The organism is Pseudomonas sp. Root562 (genome assembly GCF_001427125.1).
Taxonomy (GTDB): Bacteria; Pseudomonadota; Gammaproteobacteria; order Pseudomonadales; family Pseudomonadaceae; genus Aquipseudomonas.
The window spans coordinates 104,255-122,109 of record NZ_LMGK01000024.1; the positions used below are offsets into that span (position 1 = coordinate 104,255).

Below are 17,855 nucleotides of genomic sequence, written 5' to 3' on the forward strand. Positions count from 1 at the left end.
GCAAATCTCCGCGCTGATTTTATTGGTATTGTTCTGAGCCCCGACGACGCCTATCGTGGGAACCGGATGGCCAGATTTTTGTGCGCCCTGCCGTGCTGCGTCCAACTAATAAAAACCTGCCTTAGGCATAAGAAATCTTTATCCCATGAACCTGAAGTTCCTCGAGACCTTTGTCTGGGTCGCCCGACTCAAGAGTTTTCGCCTGACCGCCGACAAGTTGTTCACCACCCAGGCGTCGATTTCCAGTCGCATCGCCGTGCTGGAAAGCGAGCTGGGAGTGAAGTTGTTCCTGCGTGATTCACGCGGCGTGAGCCTGACGCCCGAAGGCTTGAAAGTGCTCGATTACGCCGAGCAAATGATGGACACCATGCAGGCACTCAAGCAGTCGATCGAGACCCGCTCGAGCAAGGCCGGGCGCGTGCGCATCGGCGTGATGGACACCGTGATCCACACGTGGCTCAGCCCGTTGGTGGCGCAGATGACCGATCACTATCCGCTGGTGGAAATCGAGCTGGTGGCCGATACCTCGCTGAACCTCTGCGATCAGCTGCAAAAAGGCTTCCTCGATGTGATCCTGCAGACCGACCTGTTGCGTCAGGAAAGCGTGCGCAGCCTAGAACTGGCGAGCCACCCGATGGGCTGGATCGCTGCCAGTAACTCCCTCTATAACCGCGCGTATTCGGGCATTGCCGACCTGGCGAATGAACGGATCATCACCTACTCGAAGAACTCCCACCCGCATCAGGAAGTGCTTGCCCTGATGCAGGCCAATGGCGTGGCCGCACCGCGACTGAACTGCGTGAATTCAGTGTCGGCAATTACCCGGTTGCTGCGGGACGGTTTTGGAATCGGCGCGTTGCCCCCGGTACTGGTGGCCGAGGAACTGGCGCGCGGAGAACTGACCTTGCTCGACATCGAGCAACGCCCACCGGACTTACAGGTGGTGGTGTCGTGGCGCGTGGGCGTGGAGTGGGCCGAAGAGATTGTGGCGCTGTGTCAGCAGGTGCTGGAGGGGTATGCACAGAAGGTGGGTGAGAATTACATCGTTTTGGCCAGCGGATGATCGTTCCCACGCTCCGCGTGGGAATGCAACCCGGGACGCTCCGCGTCCCATTAGAGCCGAACGCGGAGCGTCCGTTGAGGCATTCCCACGCAGAGCGTGGGAACGATCTGTCAAAGTCCGCGCAAATCCCGCTCTTCAATCGGCCGGCTCTGGCGCAGGCGTTTGCCGCCCAGCACCACCCAGTCGATCAGGCGAAACAGGCACTCGATGCCGAACGACAGCAGCAACGCACCGCTCATGCCCCAGATCATCGCTTCCGGGGTCAGCAGGATCTGGTAGCTGTAGCCATTCCAGGTTTCCTTGCGGATATCCGGATCGGCGGCCAGCACCACTTGCAGGAACCGGATGTACCACGGGCCTTGCATCGCCTGGAACTGTTTATCCAGCGCGACCTGACGGCTCAGCAGGTTGCTCAGGCTGTCGGCATCGCTGCGAAAGATCGGGTCTTCACTGGCGCGGTAATGCGCCACCAGCGCCTGCATATCGCCCTTGAAAAACTGATTGGCGGTGTTCTGGAAGCCGCTCAACCCGGCCTGAGCTTCAATCAGGTGCGCCTCGACCCGCTTGGCGTAATCGTTGATGAACCCCGGCACCTGGACACCGATCAACAGTCCCGCCGCGAACAACACCAGCCGTAGATAACTGAGCAACATGGGTATCGGATCCTTATGAGGTCTGGCCCTGACTGACGCATTCACCGCGTCGCCACAGGCTCCATTGACCCGGTTCGTAACGGGTCCAGGTTTCGTTTTCGGTCAACGGTTCGGTAGCGATCACCGTCACCACGTCGTTGGGAGTGGTTTCAGCCTGGAAGTCGACGATCACATCGACATCCTTCAAGCGTGCCGGGCCAAACGGGGCGCGCCGGGTGATCTGTGCCAGCTTGGTCGAGCAATAACAGAACAACCAGTCGCCATCGCTGAGCAGGCAGTTGAACACGCCTTTGCTACGGTATTCGGCGCACGCAGCCACCAGATCCGGCAGCAGTTCCTCGACCTCGACCGGCTCGGGGAACGCCGCACGCACGCGGTTGAGCAAATCGCAGAACGCCGCTTCGCTGTCGGTATCACCCACGGGGCGATAGAAACTGGCCGTCGGCTGAAAATCCGCCAGTTGGCCGTTATGCGCGAAACACCAGTTGCGGCCCCACAGTTCACGGACGAACGGATGCGTGTTGGACAGGCAGACCTTGCCGACGTTGGCCTGACGAATATGGCCGATCACCACTTCGCTCTTGATCGGGTAGCGCTGCACCAGATTCGCCACTTCCGACTCGCAACTTGCGGCCGGGTCCTGGAACACCCGCAAGCCGCGACCTTCATAGAAGGCGATGCCCCAGCCGTCACGGTGCGGACCGGTGCGCCCGCCGCGCTGCATCAGCCCGGTGAAGCTGAACACGATATCGGTCGGGACATTGGCGCTCATGCCCAATAACTCACACATGCTCGGACTCTCGCTCAATGGCAGGGGGCAAGGTTACAGGCGAGGTTCGACCCGCATGCGCTGGGGATTGCTCGGCACAGGTGGACGGCCGTAACGATCATCGCCAGCACCACCAAAAGGATGCTCCTCTTCTTCCGGATCATCGGCACCGGCGGCGGCTTTGGCGGCGGCAGCCTGTTCCTTGCGAGCGTTTGCTCCACGTTCGATGGCGAAGCGGATTGCCACGAAGACCAGGTAGAGACCGAAGGCGATCATGCCGTACATGAACAGATCGGAGATGGCCCGCCAGGCGTTGTTGCCGACCTTGAACAGCAGGTCCAGAGCGGTAATGGCGATGGCCGGGGCGACTTTTTCCTTCACCGGGTCAATAATCGTCGGGCTGAACAACAGCACCGCCACCAGCAACCGCAGCGGCTCACGCAGCCAGCGCCACATCCAGCGGGTAATGCGCATCCACACCAACAGGCAGCCCAAAGCGGCAAAGGCGTAGAGGCCCCAAGCGATCAGATAGTCGTTCTCGGTCATGGTGTCCATGGCAAGGCAGGCAAAGAGGCGCTTATGATAACGGCTTTTCGCCCGTCAGGCTGCCCCGCTGATGACGTCGACCATTTCGTACACTGTTCGAGAGCCCTTCATGCCCATATCCGCCAACATTTGCGACGCCCCGATCGCCCACAGGGCCGAAGGCGCCGACCCGTATGCCTGGCTGCAGGAGCGCGACACCGATGCGGTGCTCGACTACCTCAAGGCTGAAAACAGCTATCAGCAAGCGCAAACCGCCGATCAGGCCGAACTGCGTGAAACTCTGTTTGAAGAGATCAAGGGACGGATTCTTGAAACCGACCTGTCCCTGCCCTCGCCATGGGGACCATACCTGTATTACACGCGCACCACGGCGGGCGATGAATACGCCCGTCATTACCGCTGCCCACGTCCGGCCGACGACAGCCTGACCCTCGACGAAAGCCGGGAACAACTGCTGCTGGACCCGAACGTGCTGGCCAACGGCGGTTTCTTTTCCCTCGGCGCGTTCAGCATCAGCCCGGACCACCAACGCCTGGCCTACAGTGTCGACTCGACGGGCGATGAAATTTACACGCTGTTCGTGAAGGAATTGTCCGACGGACGTGTCAGCGAACTGGAGTTCCAGGACTGCGACGGCAGCATGACCTGGGCCAACGACAGCCTGACGCTGTTCTTCGGCGAACTGGACGACACCCACCGCCCGCACAAGCTGTACCGCTATCGCCTGGACGGCACGGCGGCCGAAGAAGTGTTCCATGAAACGGATGGCCGCTTCTTCATGCATTGCTACCGCGCCAGCTCTGAACAGCAGTTGCTGCTGTCCGTGGGCAGCAAGACCACCAGCGAAGTCTGGGTGCTCGACGCCAACCAGCCACAACAGGCCTTTGCCTGTATTGCGCCGAGGGTCGAAGACCACGAGTACGACGTCGACCATGGCGCACTCGATGGCCAATGGACCTGGTTCATCCGCACCAACCGCGACGGCATCAACTTCGCGTTGTACACCGCTGTCGATACCGGCGTGGCACCGATCGAGGCCCAATGGCAGCTCCTGATCCCCCACAGTGACACGGTGATGATCGACGGCATGAGCCTCAACGCGAGTGCCATGACCCTGAGCCTGCGTGAAGGTGGCCTGCCCATCATCGAAGTTCACCCGCAGGATTTGCCGAGCTACCGGGTGCAGCTGCCGGACGCGGCGTACAGCCTGCATGTGCAGAACAGCCTGGAGTTCGTCAGTGAACGGATTCGCCTGCGTTATGAAGCGCTGAACCGTCCGGCACAGATCCGCCAATTGCAATTGAGCAACGGCGAACAGCAAGTGCTCAAGCAAACCCCGGTGCTCGGTCCGTTCGATGCCGACGCCTACGTCAGCCAGCGTCTGTGGGCTACCGCCCCCGACGGCACGCAGGTACCGATCAGCCTGGTGATCAAGCGCGAAGCGCTGGGCAAACCGGTGCCACTGTATCTGTACGGCTACGGCGCCTATGGCGAAAGCCTCGACCCTTGGTTCTCCCACGCGCGCCTGAGCTTGCTCGATCGCGGCATGGCGTTTGCCATCGCCCACGTGCGCGGCGGTGGCGAATTGGGTGAAGCCTGGTATCGCGCAGGCAAACAGGAACACAAGCAAAACACCTTCAGCGACTTTATTGCCTGCGCCGAGCACTTGATCGCCAATGGATTCACCCGTGCACCGCAACTGGCGATCAGTGGCGGCAGCGCCGGTGGCCTGTTGATCGGCGCGGTGCTCAATCAACGCCCGGAGCTGTTCGGTGCGGCGATTGCAGAAGTGCCGTTCGTCGACGTGCTCAACACCATGCTCGACCCGGACCTGCCGCTGACCGTCACCGAATACGATGAGTGGGGCAACCCGCAGGAGCCGGATGTCTATGATCGACTCAAGGCCTACGCCCCGTACGAAAACGTCAAGGCGCAAGCCTATCCGGCCATGCTGGTCATCGCCGGGTACAACGACAGTCGCGTGCAATATTGGGAAGCGGCCAAGTGGGTGGCGAAATTGCGCACGATGAAAACCGACACCAACCCCCTGCTGCTCAAGACCGAACTGGGCGCCGGCCATGGTGGAATGAGTGGCCGATACCAGGGATTGCGTGACGTAGCACTCGAATATGCATTTTTGTTCAAGGTTTTGGGCGTTGCCTGAGGAACTTGGCCTGATGAACCGGTCTTAATTCGGGACACCGGAAGCCGACAGAACACCGTCCGCTGTAGGAGCACAGCTTGCTCGCGATGGCGGCGATTCATTCAACATTGATATTGAATGTGGCGGCCTCATCGCGAGCAAGCTTTGCTCCTACAGGGCAATGTGAAACCCGGAACAGACACAACAAAAAAGACCGCACGACATGTCAGAACCGACCTTACTGAACAACGAAATCCGCGACTGGCTGATGGACTGCGGCCTGTTCAATCAGCTGTTGCCAGCCGACTTCGCCGCGGCTTCGGGCTATTTCAGCATCAGCACCATTACCGAGGGCGAAGAGATATTCCACGAGGGTGATGCCGGCACGTTCATGTGCATCATCCACACCGGCCAGGTGGCCGTGCAGAAAACCACCAGTGACGGCCAGCAGGTGACCATCGCCACGTTGCGCAGCGGTCGTTCGTTCGGCGAAATGGCCGTACTTGACGGAGAGCGGCGCTCTGCCAGTTGTGTGGCCGCGAGCAACTGTCAGTTGCTGAACCTGGGCAAGGACTCGCTGGAAAAAATGCTCAACGACGCCCCGAAAATCGCCGCCAAGATCATCCGCGCCCTCGCCGTCTCCCTTTCCAAACGCCTGCGCATGGCTGACGGACAACTGCTTACACAGCAGATCTAACCACCGGGCGACTTGGCTTTCGGCGGGTTTGTCTCAATGCCAGGCAACGGCTGATCCTTGATCGGCGGGCTCGGCCTTTCGATCGGCACCAACGGCGGACCGCCGCTGCCCGGACCCACTTTGGGCAAAGGCGCCGGGCTGATTTGCGGATACGGCGTAGGCGTCGCGGTACCCGGTGAACCGGGCATGGGTGCAGGGCTGACAGGCAGAGATTGCAGCGGTTGGGCCTGCACTGCAGTAATCGAGAGCGCGGCCATGGCAATGACCGTTAGAATGGTGCGCTTCATCAATGGCTCCGTTGGCCTTGTTGTCATTTGCAGGCTACTCCCAACTGCGTCGGTTTGCCTTCCCCTGTGCTGCCATTTTTCCTCAAGTGAGCCCCATGAAACGTTTCGTTCTGCTCGATACCGCCCCCATTCCCGAGAACGGCGGCGCCCTGTGCCTGTTCGAGTATGGCGAGGATTTCGTCATCAAGATCCAGGGCGGCGACGGCGGGCAGTTGATGAACACGCGAATGCACGGATCTGAAGATGCTTTGGCCGAAATCCCTTGCCGCAAGGTCGCCGGTCGTCCGAATTCACGGGTATTGATCGGTGGCCTGGGCATGGGTTTCACCCTTGCCTCGGCACTCAAGCACCTGGGCAAGAGCGCTGAAGTGGTGGTCGCCGAATTGGTACCCGGCGTGGTGGAGTGGAACCGTGGCCCTTTGGGCGAGAAAGCCGGCAACCCGCTACTGGACCCGCGCACTGTCGTGCGCATGGAAGACGTGGCCAAAGTGCTGCAAGCCGAGCCGCAGGGCTTCGACGCGATCATGCTCGACGTCGACAACGGCCCCGAAGGCCTGACCCAGCGGGCCAATAGCTGGCTCTATTCCGCCGGCGGCCTCAGCGCCTGCGCCAAAGCCCTGCGCCCCAAAGGCGTGCTGGCAGTCTGGTCGGCCAGCGCCGACCGGCAGTTTTCCGACAAACTGAAAAAAGCCGGGTTCAAGGCCGAGGAAGTGCAAGTCTTTGCCCACGGCAACAAGGGCACCCGCCATACCATCTGGATTGCCGAGAAGCTCAAGGGCTGAGCTAAACTGGCTGCATAACCGTCATTAGTCTTTCTACAAAGGTGAACCCATGAGTTCGTCCACCCCAACCAACACGTCGAAGCTCGATCGCATCCTCGCCGACAATCAGCGCGACAAGGAAATGGGCTACCGTGACAAAGCCCTGAAGATGTATCCGCACGTGTGCGGGCGCTGCGCCCGTGAGTTCTCCGGCAAGCGCCTGAGCGAACTGACCGTGCACCACCGCGACCACAACCATGACAACAATCCACAGGACGGCTCGAACTGGGAGTTGCTGTGCCTGTACTGCCACGATAACGAGCACTCGCGTTATACCGACCAGCAATACTTCGGCGAAGGTTCGCTGAGCACGCCGAAAATCGCCAAGGCCACGCATAACCCGTTTGCCGCGCTGGCCGGCTTGATGAAGAAAGAAGACTGAAGGTCTTGCACTGATCGTTCCCACGCTCTGCGTGGGAATGCCGCCAGGGACGCTCCGCGTTCCGCTTTTGAATGTGACGCAGAGCGTCACGGGATGCATTCCCACGCGGAGCGTGGGAACGATCACTGACCACCCCTCCCCCAATCCCCGTATAATCGCGCTTTTTTCGCAAAAGGCACCCCGCTCGTGGCAGACAAACGGTACAGCTGCATTGGTTTGTTCAACCCCAAATCACCGGAGAATGTCGGCTCCGTGATGCGCGCCGCTGGCTGCTATGGCGTGGCGTCGGTGTTCTACACCGGCAAGCGTTATGAACGGGCCGCCGATTTCGTCACCGATACCAAGCGCGTCCATTACGACATCCCACTGATCGGCATCGATGACCTGAAGAAAATCCTGCCCCTCAATTGCGTTCCGGTCGCCGTGGAACTGGTCGAGGGCGCCCGTCCGCTGCCCGAGTACACCCACCCGGACCGCGCGCTGTACATCTTCGGCCCGGAAGACGGTTCGCTGGATAAGGAAATTCGCGACTGGTGCGAAGACGTGGTCTACATCCCGACCACCGGCTGCATGAACCTGGCCGCTACGGTCAACGTCGTGCTCTACGACCGCATGGCCAAGGGTCTCAATACTCGTTCGGGACCAAAATTCCGCTGAGTTGCCGCACATTCGATGGAACAAGCGGCACGCCTGCGCAGTCAGCTTAACTATCGATTACTGAAACAATCCTTGCTGCCTGGAGACAGATCATGAGCGAACTCAAACGCGTAGAGCGCATCGAATCCACCCCCTTCCAGAGCCCGTCCGATCAAAACGTTCAGGGCTGGGAACGCATCGGCTCGCTGGCCGGGGGCGTGGTAATGGTCGGCAAGGGACTGCGGCGCGGCGGCATCTTTGGCCTGATCCAGGTGGCTATCGGCGGCGTGGCCCTGGCCCGTGGCATCACCGGCCACAGCTCGGCCAAAAGCCTGCTGGAAAAAAGTCGTCAGGACATGGACAACGTGCGGGCAAGAATCCAGCGTGCCGGTGAAGAGTTGAAGACGCTGAAGGCCAATGCCGAAGCGGCGACCAAAACCGCTACGGTCACCGGCAATGATTCGTTGAAGTCGCCGAAAGCCTGAAAATCACAAGATCGCAGCCTGCCGGCGCACCTGCAAAGCTCATTTGCAGGTGCGCCGGCAGGCTGCGTCTTTTGATCTTTACCGAAGCAACTCGCTATCCAACACCCTGGAAGGCTCACCAAGCACGCTCTCACTGAGCTGCACGAACACCTTGGTATCGATGCTTTCCAGCCGCATCGCTCCGCGCACCACATCATCCAGCGAACGCTTGTTGCGCGTCTTCAGGCGAATCTCGCGGTCCAGATCCTGCAACAACACCACTGCCCTGGCCACTTGCGCCGGATTGACCTGCTCCCCGCGCAATGTCGTGACCTTCTGGCCAGACTTGAGCAGTTTTCCATGCAGGCTCTCGAACCGCTCATCGCTCATGCCGCCGGCGCGGCGCAGCAATTCAATGGCGTAGTACTCGGCAAATCCTTCGCTGATCCAGTCACTGCGCTGTGAGTCATTGATCCGACCGAACACCTGGGCCAGTTCACGCACCAGCGCGCTGCCGCCGCTTTCGCTGACCAGTGGCAGGCGACTGTTGAAGTAGATCGACTCATGCGCCGCCACGCTGCCGCGCCACATCGGATCGTTGGCACCCACAATCAATAACTTGGTGGGGTGCCGAGGAAACACAGCTTGGACTTGCGGCCAGACAAACGTCAGCAGCGTCAGTACATCCATTCGCCGCATGCCCTGGCCTTGCGGTGACGTCACCGTGACTTCGGTTTCACCGAGCCGGGTGCGGCGGCTGCCAAGGTTGCCCGCAAGCATCCAGCCCGTGGGCCGGTCGAACAGACGGGAAACGTTGTCGATGCGGAACTTGTTCTTGCCGATTCGCGGCCAGGCCGTCTCGACGCTTTTCCAGCCATTGGGCAACTCAAACTCAAGGCGTGAAACCAGTTCGATCCCGTCCTGCTGATCAAGCCTGGCGGCGGGCACCAGATCGTCGCCGCGCATCAACGCCCAACTCGGTGTCATGCGTGTATCGAAGCTGGCGCTTTTGCGGCCATGGCTGATACGCACGCGATAGGTCAGGCTGGCCTTGTCCGACGCCGGGCGCCAGATGCCGCGGGCCTGCTTGCCGGGTGTGAGCTGCCATTGACCGTCGGCCTTGAAATCGCTGTAACGGCTGCCGTCGCCGAGGGCGAAATCCAGGCTGCGTACCGCCGAACCCTGGGCCAGGGTCAAGCGCACTTGCGCCTGATCACTGTGCGGCAACAGCAGCACGTGGTAATCCAGATCGACCTTCTTCGCCGCCCACACCGGCGAACTCAATAGCCATATTCCTGCGATCAGCGCCCGCTGCCACCCCACAGCCATACACACTCCTTGGTGAAACCGTTGACTCGCAGTTCGCTTAACCCGCGCGGAAAATCAGGTGATCTTCCCAATCATCTTCCGGCACGCTGCCTTCGGCGAGCATGCGTCCGGACTGGGAAATACGCTCGTGGTGCACTGCGTCGCGATCACCACAGACCAGGTGATGCCAGAGTGGCAAATCCTTGCCTTCGCTGACCAGGCGATAACCGCAGGTCGGTGGCAGCCACTTGAACTCGTCAGCCTTGCCGGGCGTGAGCTGGATGCAATCGGGTACGGAGTCGCGACGGTTCGGGTAATCGGTGCACTGGCAGGTTTTCAAGTCCAGCAGTTTGCAGGCGATGCGCGTGTAATAGACGCTGTTGTCGTCTTCATCTTCAAGCTTTTGCAGGCAGCACAGGCCACAACCGTCGCACAGCGATTCCCATTCCTCTTGATCGAGTTGATCGAGGGTTTTGCGTTTCCAGAACGGTTCTACTTTGGCGGCCATGGTTCGAGCATCGACATCAGGTGATGAAAAGGCCGCCAGTCTAGTGCCCGCAGCCCTGCGGGCCAAGCATTGGCGACTGTCGGTAGAACGCGCTTGTCAGTTTTGGCGGCGCCAAGTAGGGTTTTGCGTCGCCCCGATGTTCAAATGTCACAAGGAATCTCTTGATGAGTGCAAATCCACGCGTTGCCGATTACGCCATTCACCCCCAGTTCACCGATCGCTGGTCGCCCCGCGCCTTTACCGGCGAGGCCATTCCAGAAGAAACCCTGCTGAGCTTCTTCGAAGCCGCCCGCTGGGCACCGTCGGCGTACAACTCGCAGCCTTGGCGCTTTCTTTACGCGCGTCGCGATACGCCAAACTGGGAACGCTATCTGGGCCTGTTGAACGAGTTCAACCGGAGCTGGGCGCAACACGCCTCGGCACTGGTCATCGTGATTTCGAAAACCACTTTCGCGGTACCTGGCGCCACTGAAGAAACCCCAGCGCTGTGGCACACCTTCGACACCGGTTCGGCCTGGGGCCACCTGGCGCTGCAAGCGAGCCTGAGTGGCTGGCACACTCACGGCATGGCCGGTTTCGACCAGGAACTGACCCGCAAGGAGCTGAACATTCCTGAAGGCTATGCCCTGCACGCGGCCGTGGCAGTCGGCAAGCTGGGCGACAAGGCCACCCTGGCCGAGTACCTGCAAGCCCGTGAAGAGCCAAGCCCGCGTCGTCCGTTGAGCGAACTGGCCACTGAAGGCGATTTCTCCCTCTAAATGAGGGCACCGTTGTACCTGTAGGAGCCAGCCTGCTGGCGAAGAATGCCCAGACGCCGCGATCATTCAGACAGGGCACGTTATCGTTCCCGTCCATCGCGAGCAGGCTCGCTCCTACAGTTTTGATCGCACTGGGCTCAATACCCGCGATTGAAATCCACTTCCCCGCGCAATGCCTCGCCCGCCTGATAGGCCCGCAGGTTCTCGACAAACAGTTTGACCATCAACGATGGCGAAGTCGGTGCCGAACTGTGTCCCGTCAGCAACAGACCCCAGGCTGTCCAGAACGGATGGCGCTGCGGCAGTGGCTCCTGGCGGCAGACGTCAATCACCGCACCTGCCAAATGACCTTCTTTCAAGGCTTCCACCAGATCAGCATCGACCACCGCAACGCCACGCCCGACATTGATGAACAGTCCGGTTGGCTTGAACTGCCTGAACAGCGCCGCATCGTAGATATCGTGGGTGTTTGGGGTGTTTGGCAGCAGATTGATTACATAATCCACTTCACCGACCAAGCGCGGCAAATCCGCCATCGTGCCGACTTCGACAAATGGCGCCTGCTCCCGGGCACTGCTGGCAATGCCATACAGTTCAACGCCAAACGGCATCAGGAACTGCGCAACGGTCTGGCCGATGTCACCCGTGCCGACAATCAGCACCTTGCGCCCCGCCAGGCTCTGACCATGGCGACTGTCCCATTTGCGTTCGACCTGGCTGACCAACCGCGCCAGCACTTCGCGCTCATGGCCCAGCATGTAGGTGAGCACATACTCGGCCATCACCTGGCCAAAAATCCCCACGGCGCGGGTCAGGCGGTAGTGCCGCGGCAGGCCGTCCGCCAGCAGCGGCGTAATGCCAGCCCATGTCGATTGCAGCCATTGTGGTTGGTGACCCTGGCGCAGCAAAGTCGCCAGTAAATCAGGCTGGCCGAGCCAGATCGGGCAATCGGCAGCCTGTCGGGCCAGTTCGGCAGAGTCGCCACTGGTCAAGACTTCCAGATCAGGCGCGGCCTCCCGCAACAGGCGGGCGTACACCGGGTGGTCGTGTTCAGCAATCAGAACGCGCATGCATCAAACCTTTCAAAAACAGTGCAGACGGCCGCCGACAGAGCTTCGCCCTGCCAGCGCGACCATCGCCAAAATCATTCCAGTGTTTCATCAAGACTCTGAACAGAGCCTGTCTACCGATCACATAGGGTCGTTGCGTCGCAACAACTCTTCCGGCAAATGTTCGATGTACTCGTCCTCGGCCGGTGGCATTTGCAGGTGGTAACCCTGCTTGTCGAGGTTCTCCAGCACCACCGTGATGTCCTCGCGCGACAGTTTGCGCTCCGGGCTCAACACCAGGTCGAAGGCGTGGATGGCTTTGCCGAAGGCGGCCATCAAGGTTTCCGGTACGCGTTCCAGAGCATCGCTTTTGAGTACATAAAGGTACATTTCATTGCGTTTGGTGCTGCGGTAGATGGAGCAAATACGTTTCAAGGCTGTTCTCCGGCGGTGGCCAGGCTGTCGAGCAGCGCCTGGCCCATCAATTCGCGGCGCCAGCCACGCAGCGAATCAGGCAATTGGTAGGGACCATTGGGGAAGCCGCTTTTGAGCAGCGCTTCCAGGGTTTTCTTGCGCAGCATCAGTTCCGGCGCAATGTTCAGACGCTCGGCTTCAACCTGGCCGATGGCTTTCAGCTGTTTGAGCAGTGCGGCGGCGTCCACTGGCAACGGCTCCGGCACGGCGGGCGGCCATTGATCGGGCGACACACTGCCAGAGCGCTTGATCAGATCAAGCAGAAACTCGCCGTCCTGACGCACGGTACGCGGATGCATGTCTTCGATCTTCGCCAACGCGCCAAGGTTGTCTGGCTGCGTGCGCGCCAGCGGCCACAGCGAATGCTCGCGGATGATGCGATTGCGCGGCAGGTCACGGGCACGGGCTTCTTTTTCGCGCCACGCGCAGAGTTCACGCAGTACCGCGAGTTGAGCGCGGGATAGTTTCCAGGCCAGTTTGGCGTCGCGATAGACCTCGTACGGGTCGATCTCGCGGCGCAGGTTGGCGACCAGTTCGGCACCGTCCTCCAACACCCAGGCATATTTGTCGTCGGAAAGCTTCGGGCGCAGTTTTACGAACACCTCTGCCAGATGTACGGCATCTTCCGCGGCGTAACTGATCTGTGTTTCGGAAAGCGGACGTTGCAACCAGTCGGAACGGGTCTCGCCCTTGGGCAGATCGATGCCGAGCACTTCCTGCACCAGTCGCGAATATCCCATCGAGAACCCAAGGTTCAGGTAAGCGGCGGCCAGTTGCGTATCGAACAGCGACGCCGGCAGGCTGCCGGTCAGGCGCAGCAAGACTTCAAGGTCTTCACTGCACGCATGCACGACTTTGACCACGGCTGAGTTTTCCAGCAACGCGGCCAGAGGTTGCCAGTTATCGATGGTCAGCGGATCAATCAGGTAAGCGCGTTCGCCATCGCCAATCTGCAGCAGACCTGCGATCGGATAAAAGGTGTCGACCCGCATGAATTCGGTGTCGAGGGCAACGAATGGCAACTTTTGCCACTCGGCGCAAAATTGACCGAGGCTATCGTTGTCGCGAATCCAGTGAATATCGATGGCCACACGGCTCTCCCTTGAAGAATGGCCCGCAGTATATATCGCCCCCGGCGATTTCCGCGCATCCACTGAACAAGAGCATCAACGAAAACACCTGGCGTACCCGAAGAATAGCCCGTCAACTCCCATTCGACCTGCCTTGCAGGACATGCAGGCCAAACCATCTCGGATCACGCAACACTCATTTATTCGCCAACACGCCATCGATCACTGCTGCGCGGCATCCGGCAAACATATCCAGATCCTGGTTATAGACTTTGCTGTTGACCTCCAGCAACCCCAGCATCGAGTGGAACAGGTTGTCCTGGCTAAGAGGCTTTTCACGGCTTAGCTGCAGACAATGGGTGTCGACGGAGAATGACTTTTGATAACTGTCGGAGAACCAGGCGAGCATCGCCACATGCTTTTGTTGGTCCGGCGCCAGCATGTACGGCGTGCCGTGGAGGAAAAGGTTGTACTCGCCCAGGGATTCGCCATGGTCCGACAGGTAAAGCATCGCCGTATCGACCTTGTCCTGATTGTTGCGCAGCAAATCGATCAGTGTCGACAGCACATGGTCGGTATACACCAGGGTATTGTCATAGCCATTGACGATACTTTCACGGCTGCAATTGTTCAGCGCATTACTCTCACAAACCGGCGTGAATCGTTCGTACTCTTTCGGGTAGCGCTTGAAGTATTCCGGGCCGTGACTGCCCATCTGGTGCAACACCAGTACCGTGTCTTTATCCAGGTTATCGATGAAATGCTGCAGGCCTTGGAGCAGGATCTCGTCGCGGCACTCACTGTTGGCGCACAACACCGGGTCCTTCAACTTGCTGACATCCTCGAGCGTGACCCGATCACAAGTGCCTTTGCAGCCCGACTGGTTGTCGCGCCAGATCACGTCCAGCCCCGCGCGCTTGAGCACGTCCAACAGCCCCTCTTCGTTCTTCGCCTTGCTCGCGCTGTAATCCTTGCGCCCCATATTGGAAAACATGCACGGCACCGAGACGGCGGTTTCAGTGCCACAGGAATGCACATCGGTAAAGGCGATCAAGCCGGCTTCTTTACTCAGCGTTGGCGTGGTGTCGCGGTCATAGCCGAGGATGCCAAAGTTCTCCGCCCGGGCGCTTTCACCCACCACCAGCACCGTCAGGGATTTGCGGCCATGGGTCTGCCAAACCGGATTTCGCTGGGCGTCTTCGCCCACAGTGGCAAAGGGTTGTCGGGCAGACGCGACCTGCTCACGCAAGTAGCCAAAAGATGCCCCGATGTAGTTGCTGGGCACCACCATCAGTCGCAATTCGTGGTGATTGCGAAACAATGAAGCAAGGCCCTGATAGTTGACCAGTGCCACACCGCCGATGACGGCTAGCGACGCCACACTCACCAGAACTTTACTCAACACTTCACGGTGCCAGCGACGGTAATTGATCGGTGTTTTCCACAACAGCAACGACGGCAATACACCCAACATCAGAATATAAACAAACAACTTTAGTGACAGTAAGTCACGAACTTCCGTGGCATTGGTTTCAGCAAAGTTACGAAACATGCCGGCATCGATCAGTACGCCGTACTGACTCATGAAATAGGCGACGCCAGCGCTAACCATGAACAACAGCATCAAAACCGGCTTCATGACTGGCCGGAACGCCAGCAGAGTCAAGACAATGTTGAAGGCTGCAACGATCATCGCCGCGAAAGCCAAACGCATGACGATGCCCGCACCATCGGCAGCGGTGATTTCAAAAAGATGTTTCCAGAGAACCAGGTTAAATCCGGTTAATAGAAAGGCGCTGGAAATCAGTGTGACCCATTCGGGGCGCACGGCTTTAATTTTCAACATAATGATCGGCGGTTCCTGAAAAGAAGTGCCTGCTGTAAATGTGAAAATTTCATTTACGGCGACAGCACTAACTTTAGGTACACGACTATCAATTTTTTGTGAAAAATTAGCCAACGATTAGTTGGCATGCATGATCATGTAAGAACTTTAAACTTGTTTGAGAATGATTCAGCTCGGGTTCAGGCCAAGGCTCGGCAAGGCAGCTTGTTGCGCGAACAGATCATCAAGGCCTGTGCCGAGCTGTACATCAGAAAACTCAGACGCCGATGGCGGCCTTGGCGTAGGACTCACGATCGATGTCGAGGATTTCCACGCACAGTTGCACTTCAACGCCCGCCGGCCACTCACACAGGTCCTTTACCACCGCCAACAAGCTTTCGGACAACTGTTGTTTGATCTGCGGCGAACGTCCACTCAACACCGCCAGTTTCACATGCACGAAGCCTCGCTCAGCCAGAGCCGTCCCGACCTTGTACGTTTCGACTTTTATTGCGCGACTCTTGATGTCAAATTCGGCACCGAATTGACCGGAAGCCACCAGCGTATTGTTGAGCCGCATCAGCGCCACATCGGCATTCAGATCAGGCAGATTGGCGGTATATTCCAGGTGCAGGTGAGGCATGGCGGGATTCCTGTAGATCAATGGCAAGTACGTACATATAGCACAGCGCTGCCGTGGTTATTGGGGTAGCGACATCAGATCGCGTTCACCCATGAATGCTTCAATTCGTGAGCGCAACCAGCGCTCGGCAGGATCGCTGTCGGCATGACTGAGCCAGACCATGGACAGTTCCAGGGTCGGGGTCTTGAACGGAAACGGCTCCATGAACAACTGACCCGAAGCCGCCATCGCTGCAGCGGTGTAATCCGGCAGGCTGGCAATCAGATCGGTCCCTGCAAGCAAAGCCGGCAACGAACTGTATTGAGGCACCGAGAGCACCACCTGACGCGACCGACCGATCTGCGCCAACCACTCATCTGCGAAACCGCTGACGTTGGCGATATGGGACACCAGCACATGTGGGCGCGAGCAGTATTCATCAACCGTCAATGGCGTATCGCATGCGTCGGCGCGCAATACGCTGGGAGAGATGTGACGCAGCAATTTACGCTTGGCATTGGCGGGCAGGCCGCGAGTCTGGCTGATACCCACCGTAATATCCCCCGACGCCAGCAGGTCTGGAATTCGCCAATAATCAACATTCTGCACAACGAAAACCACCTTCGGCGCCTCCTGGCGCAACGCGCGCAGCAGGGGCGGCAACAGACCGAACTCGACATCGTCGGACATCCCGATCCGAAAGGTCATGGTGCTGTTACCCGGGTCGAAATCGTGGGTCAGGCTCAACGCCACCGATAACGAATCCAGCGCCGGCGACAGATAGCGAAAGATCTCTTCGGCCCGCGCCGTCGGCTCCATGCGATGACCGACGCGAATGAACAAAGGATCATCGAACATCGTACGCAAGCGGTTGAGCGCCGAGCTGATGGTTGGCTGGCCGAGAAACAGCTTCTTCGCCACCTTGGTGACATTACGCTCAAGCATCAGCGACTCAAACACCACCATCAGGTTGATGTCGGCCTTGCGTAGTTCGTTGCGATTCATCCATTGCCCCGGCGCTAAAAAACTGCCGACAGTTTAGGGAGATGTCGCAATCGGCGTCTATATAACGAAGCTGCCCTGATATTGAGCAGCTTCGACACGTCATGCCTGGAGCTGCTTGACCGGCGTCAGGTCAGATGTCCCCTTGATCAAGCTGATTGCATGCACGCAATCAGCTTTGTTGACGTATGCCTCGCCACTGGCGATCGTTTCATGATTCCCTGCCCGCAAACGCCACCTCCACTGACCTTTGCCAGTCAGGATCGAGCCGCGGGTTTGCCTGTAAATCTCAAAATACATAGTTCGCTCCTTGCGATGGCTGATTACAACAGGTCGCTGACCTGTGCATGCCAGAGTAGATGAGGTTTTTTTCGAGGGAAGTCTGGGGGTGTCAGAGAATATTTCGGGAGAAAACGCTGAACCTCGGGGGCGGCCAATGGATTAAGGGAGCGGTAAATTCAGCGACAACAGAGAGTAATTTTTCTCGTAAATCGGCGTATTTTTCTTACATCGAAGCGATGCTCGGTCCGACGATCAATCATCGACAAAAAAACCGGACAAACAAAAAAGCCCCGCAGCTTGTTCAGCTACGGGGCTTTTTCTATGTAATGGCGGAGAGATAGGGATTCGAACCCTAGGTACCGGTGAAGGTACAACGGATTTCGAATCCGTCCCATTCGGCCACTCTGGCATCTCTCCAACGGCGCGCATCATAACAACACTTTTGCCGGAAGCGAACCCCCTGAGCGAAATATTTCTGTGCTATCAGATGCTTGCG

21 protein-coding genes and 1 tRNA gene are annotated in these 17,855 nt (G+C 58.8%); 8 read left to right on the forward strand and 14 right to left on the reverse strand.

Features of this window, described 5'->3' with window-relative positions:
- Positions 1-145: 145 nt before the first annotated feature.
- The gene (locus tag ASD60_RS21960) at positions 146-1,063 is read left to right on the forward strand and encodes a LysR family transcriptional regulator (RefSeq protein ID WP_056855992.1); all 918 of its coding nucleotides are present in this window, start codon (positions 146-148) and stop codon (positions 1,061-1,063) included.
- 110 nt (positions 1,064-1,173) lie between these two features.
- Here the strand turns inward: ASD60_RS21960 and ASD60_RS21965 are convergent, their stop codons facing one another.
- Genes ASD60_RS21965 through ASD60_RS21975 form a run of 3 tightly spaced genes read right to left on the reverse strand, consistent with a single transcriptional unit; the run spans position 1,174 to position 3,040 of the window.
- Entirely contained in the window at positions 1,174-1,716 is a 543-nt protein-coding gene (locus tag ASD60_RS21965; RefSeq protein WP_056855993.1) for a DUF2937 family protein, read from the reverse strand.
- Between the two features lie 13 nt (positions 1,717-1,729).
- Complete coding sequence (locus ASD60_RS21970; RefSeq protein WP_056855994.1) at positions 1,730-2,506, reverse strand: class II glutamine amidotransferase; 777 nt, start codon at positions 2,504-2,506, stop codon at positions 1,730-1,732.
- 33 nt (positions 2,507-2,539) lie between these two features.
- The gene (locus tag ASD60_RS21975; RefSeq protein ID WP_056855995.1) at positions 2,540-3,040 is read right to left on the reverse strand and encodes a hypothetical protein; all 501 of its coding nucleotides are present in this window, start codon (positions 3,038-3,040) and stop codon (positions 2,540-2,542) included.
- A gap of 100 nt (positions 3,041-3,140) precedes the next feature.
- Between ASD60_RS21975 and ASD60_RS21980 the strand changes: the two genes are divergently transcribed.
- Both ASD60_RS21980 and ASD60_RS21985 read left to right on the forward strand, forming a co-directional pair.
- Positions 3,141-5,195, forward strand: a complete 2,055-nt coding sequence (locus ASD60_RS21980; RefSeq protein ID WP_056855996.1) for a S9 family peptidase — start codon at positions 3,141-3,143, stop codon at positions 5,193-5,195.
- A gap of 202 nt (positions 5,196-5,397) precedes the next feature.
- Positions 5,398-5,871 carry a cyclic nucleotide-binding domain-containing protein gene (locus ASD60_RS21985; protein ID WP_056855997.1) on the forward strand — a complete coding sequence of 158 codons (474 nt, stop codon included), beginning with the start codon at positions 5,398-5,400 and terminating at the stop codon, positions 5,869-5,871.
- Here ASD60_RS21985 and ASD60_RS21990 read toward each other — a convergent pair.
- Positions 5,868-6,158: a hypothetical protein gene (locus ASD60_RS21990; protein ID WP_056855998.1), complete on the reverse strand. Its 291-nt coding sequence runs from the start codon at positions 6,156-6,158 to the stop codon at positions 5,868-5,870. The genes ASD60_RS21985 and ASD60_RS21990 overlap by 4 nt on opposite strands.
- Before the next feature lie 95 nt (positions 6,159-6,253).
- Here ASD60_RS21990 and ASD60_RS21995 point away from each other — a divergent pair, with 95 nt between their 5' ends.
- From ASD60_RS21995 to ASD60_RS22010, 4 genes are all read left to right on the forward strand, one after another.
- Positions 6,254-6,940 (forward strand): spermidine synthase, encoded by a 687-nt coding sequence (locus ASD60_RS21995; RefSeq protein WP_056856304.1) that lies wholly within the window; start codon positions 6,254-6,256, stop codon positions 6,938-6,940.
- Positions 6,941-6,989: 49 nt separating this feature from the next.
- On the forward strand, positions 6,990-7,361 hold the full coding sequence (locus ASD60_RS22000; protein ID WP_007944009.1) for a YajD family HNH nuclease: 372 nt from the start codon (positions 6,990-6,992) through the stop codon (positions 7,359-7,361).
- Positions 7,362-7,547: 186 nt separating this feature from the next.
- Positions 7,548-8,018, forward strand: a complete 471-nt coding sequence (locus ASD60_RS22005) for an RNA methyltransferase (RefSeq protein ID WP_056855999.1) — start codon at positions 7,548-7,550, stop codon at positions 8,016-8,018.
- Between the two features lie 92 nt (positions 8,019-8,110).
- Complete coding sequence (locus ASD60_RS22010) at positions 8,111-8,482, forward strand: YgaP family membrane protein (RefSeq protein WP_056856000.1); 372 nt, start codon at positions 8,111-8,113, stop codon at positions 8,480-8,482.
- A 78-nt stretch (positions 8,483-8,560) separates the two neighbouring features.
- Here the strand turns inward: ASD60_RS22010 and ASD60_RS22015 are convergent, their stop codons facing one another.
- Both ASD60_RS22015 and ASD60_RS22020 read right to left on the reverse strand, forming a co-directional pair.
- Positions 8,561-9,790, reverse strand: a complete 1,230-nt coding sequence (locus ASD60_RS22015; RefSeq protein WP_056856001.1) for a hypothetical protein — start codon at positions 9,788-9,790, stop codon at positions 8,561-8,563.
- Between the two features lie 37 nt (positions 9,791-9,827).
- Positions 9,828-10,277: a YcgN family cysteine cluster protein gene (locus ASD60_RS22020; protein ID WP_056856002.1), complete on the reverse strand. Its 450-nt coding sequence runs from the start codon at positions 10,275-10,277 to the stop codon at positions 9,828-9,830.
- Positions 10,278-10,441: 164 nt separating this feature from the next.
- On the opposite strand from ASD60_RS22020, the gene ASD60_RS22025 reads away from it, so the two are divergent.
- The gene (locus ASD60_RS22025; protein WP_056856003.1) at positions 10,442-11,035 is read left to right on the forward strand and encodes a nitroreductase family protein; all 594 of its coding nucleotides are present in this window, start codon (positions 10,442-10,444) and stop codon (positions 11,033-11,035) included.
- A 137-nt stretch (positions 11,036-11,172) separates the two neighbouring features.
- Here ASD60_RS22025 and ASD60_RS22030 read toward each other — a convergent pair whose 3' ends face one another.
- From ASD60_RS22030 to ASD60_RS22065, 8 genes are all read right to left on the reverse strand, one after another.
- Positions 11,173-12,105: a D-2-hydroxyacid dehydrogenase gene (locus ASD60_RS22030; protein ID WP_056856004.1), complete on the reverse strand. Its 933-nt coding sequence runs from the start codon at positions 12,103-12,105 to the stop codon at positions 11,173-11,175.
- A gap of 120 nt (positions 12,106-12,225) precedes the next feature.
- Positions 12,226-12,519 carry a YcgL domain-containing protein gene (locus tag ASD60_RS22035; RefSeq protein WP_053155806.1) on the reverse strand — a complete coding sequence of 98 codons (294 nt, stop codon included), beginning with the start codon at positions 12,517-12,519 and terminating at the stop codon, positions 12,226-12,228.
- The gene (gene rnd / locus ASD60_RS22040; RefSeq protein WP_056856005.1) at positions 12,516-13,649 is read right to left on the reverse strand and encodes a ribonuclease D; all 1,134 of its coding nucleotides are present in this window, start codon (positions 13,647-13,649) and stop codon (positions 12,516-12,518) included. Before rnd ends, ASD60_RS22035 begins: the two co-directional genes overlap by 4 nt.
- Positions 13,650-13,824: 175 nt before the next feature.
- A complete protein-coding gene (locus tag ASD60_RS22045; RefSeq protein ID WP_056856006.1) occupies positions 13,825-15,474 on the reverse strand; it encodes a phosphoethanolamine transferase in 1,650 nt (549 codons plus the stop codon).
- Between the two features lie 256 nt (positions 15,475-15,730).
- Positions 15,731-16,096, reverse strand: coding sequence for a 5-carboxymethyl-2-hydroxymuconate Delta-isomerase (locus ASD60_RS22050; protein WP_056856007.1), 366 nt, complete (start codon positions 16,094-16,096; stop codon positions 15,731-15,733).
- 57 nt (positions 16,097-16,153) lie between these two features.
- Positions 16,154-17,080 carry a LysR substrate-binding domain-containing protein gene (locus tag ASD60_RS22055; protein WP_056856008.1) on the reverse strand — a complete coding sequence of 309 codons (927 nt, stop codon included), beginning with the start codon at positions 17,078-17,080 and terminating at the stop codon, positions 16,154-16,156.
- A 99-nt stretch (positions 17,081-17,179) separates the two neighbouring features.
- Positions 17,180-17,377 (reverse strand): YegP family protein, encoded by a 198-nt coding sequence (locus ASD60_RS22060; RefSeq protein WP_056856009.1) that lies wholly within the window; start codon positions 17,375-17,377, stop codon positions 17,180-17,182.
- A gap of 309 nt (positions 17,378-17,686) precedes the next feature.
- Positions 17,687-17,776 (reverse strand) — tRNA-Ser (locus ASD60_RS22065).
- Positions 17,777-17,855 lie beyond the last annotated feature (79 nt).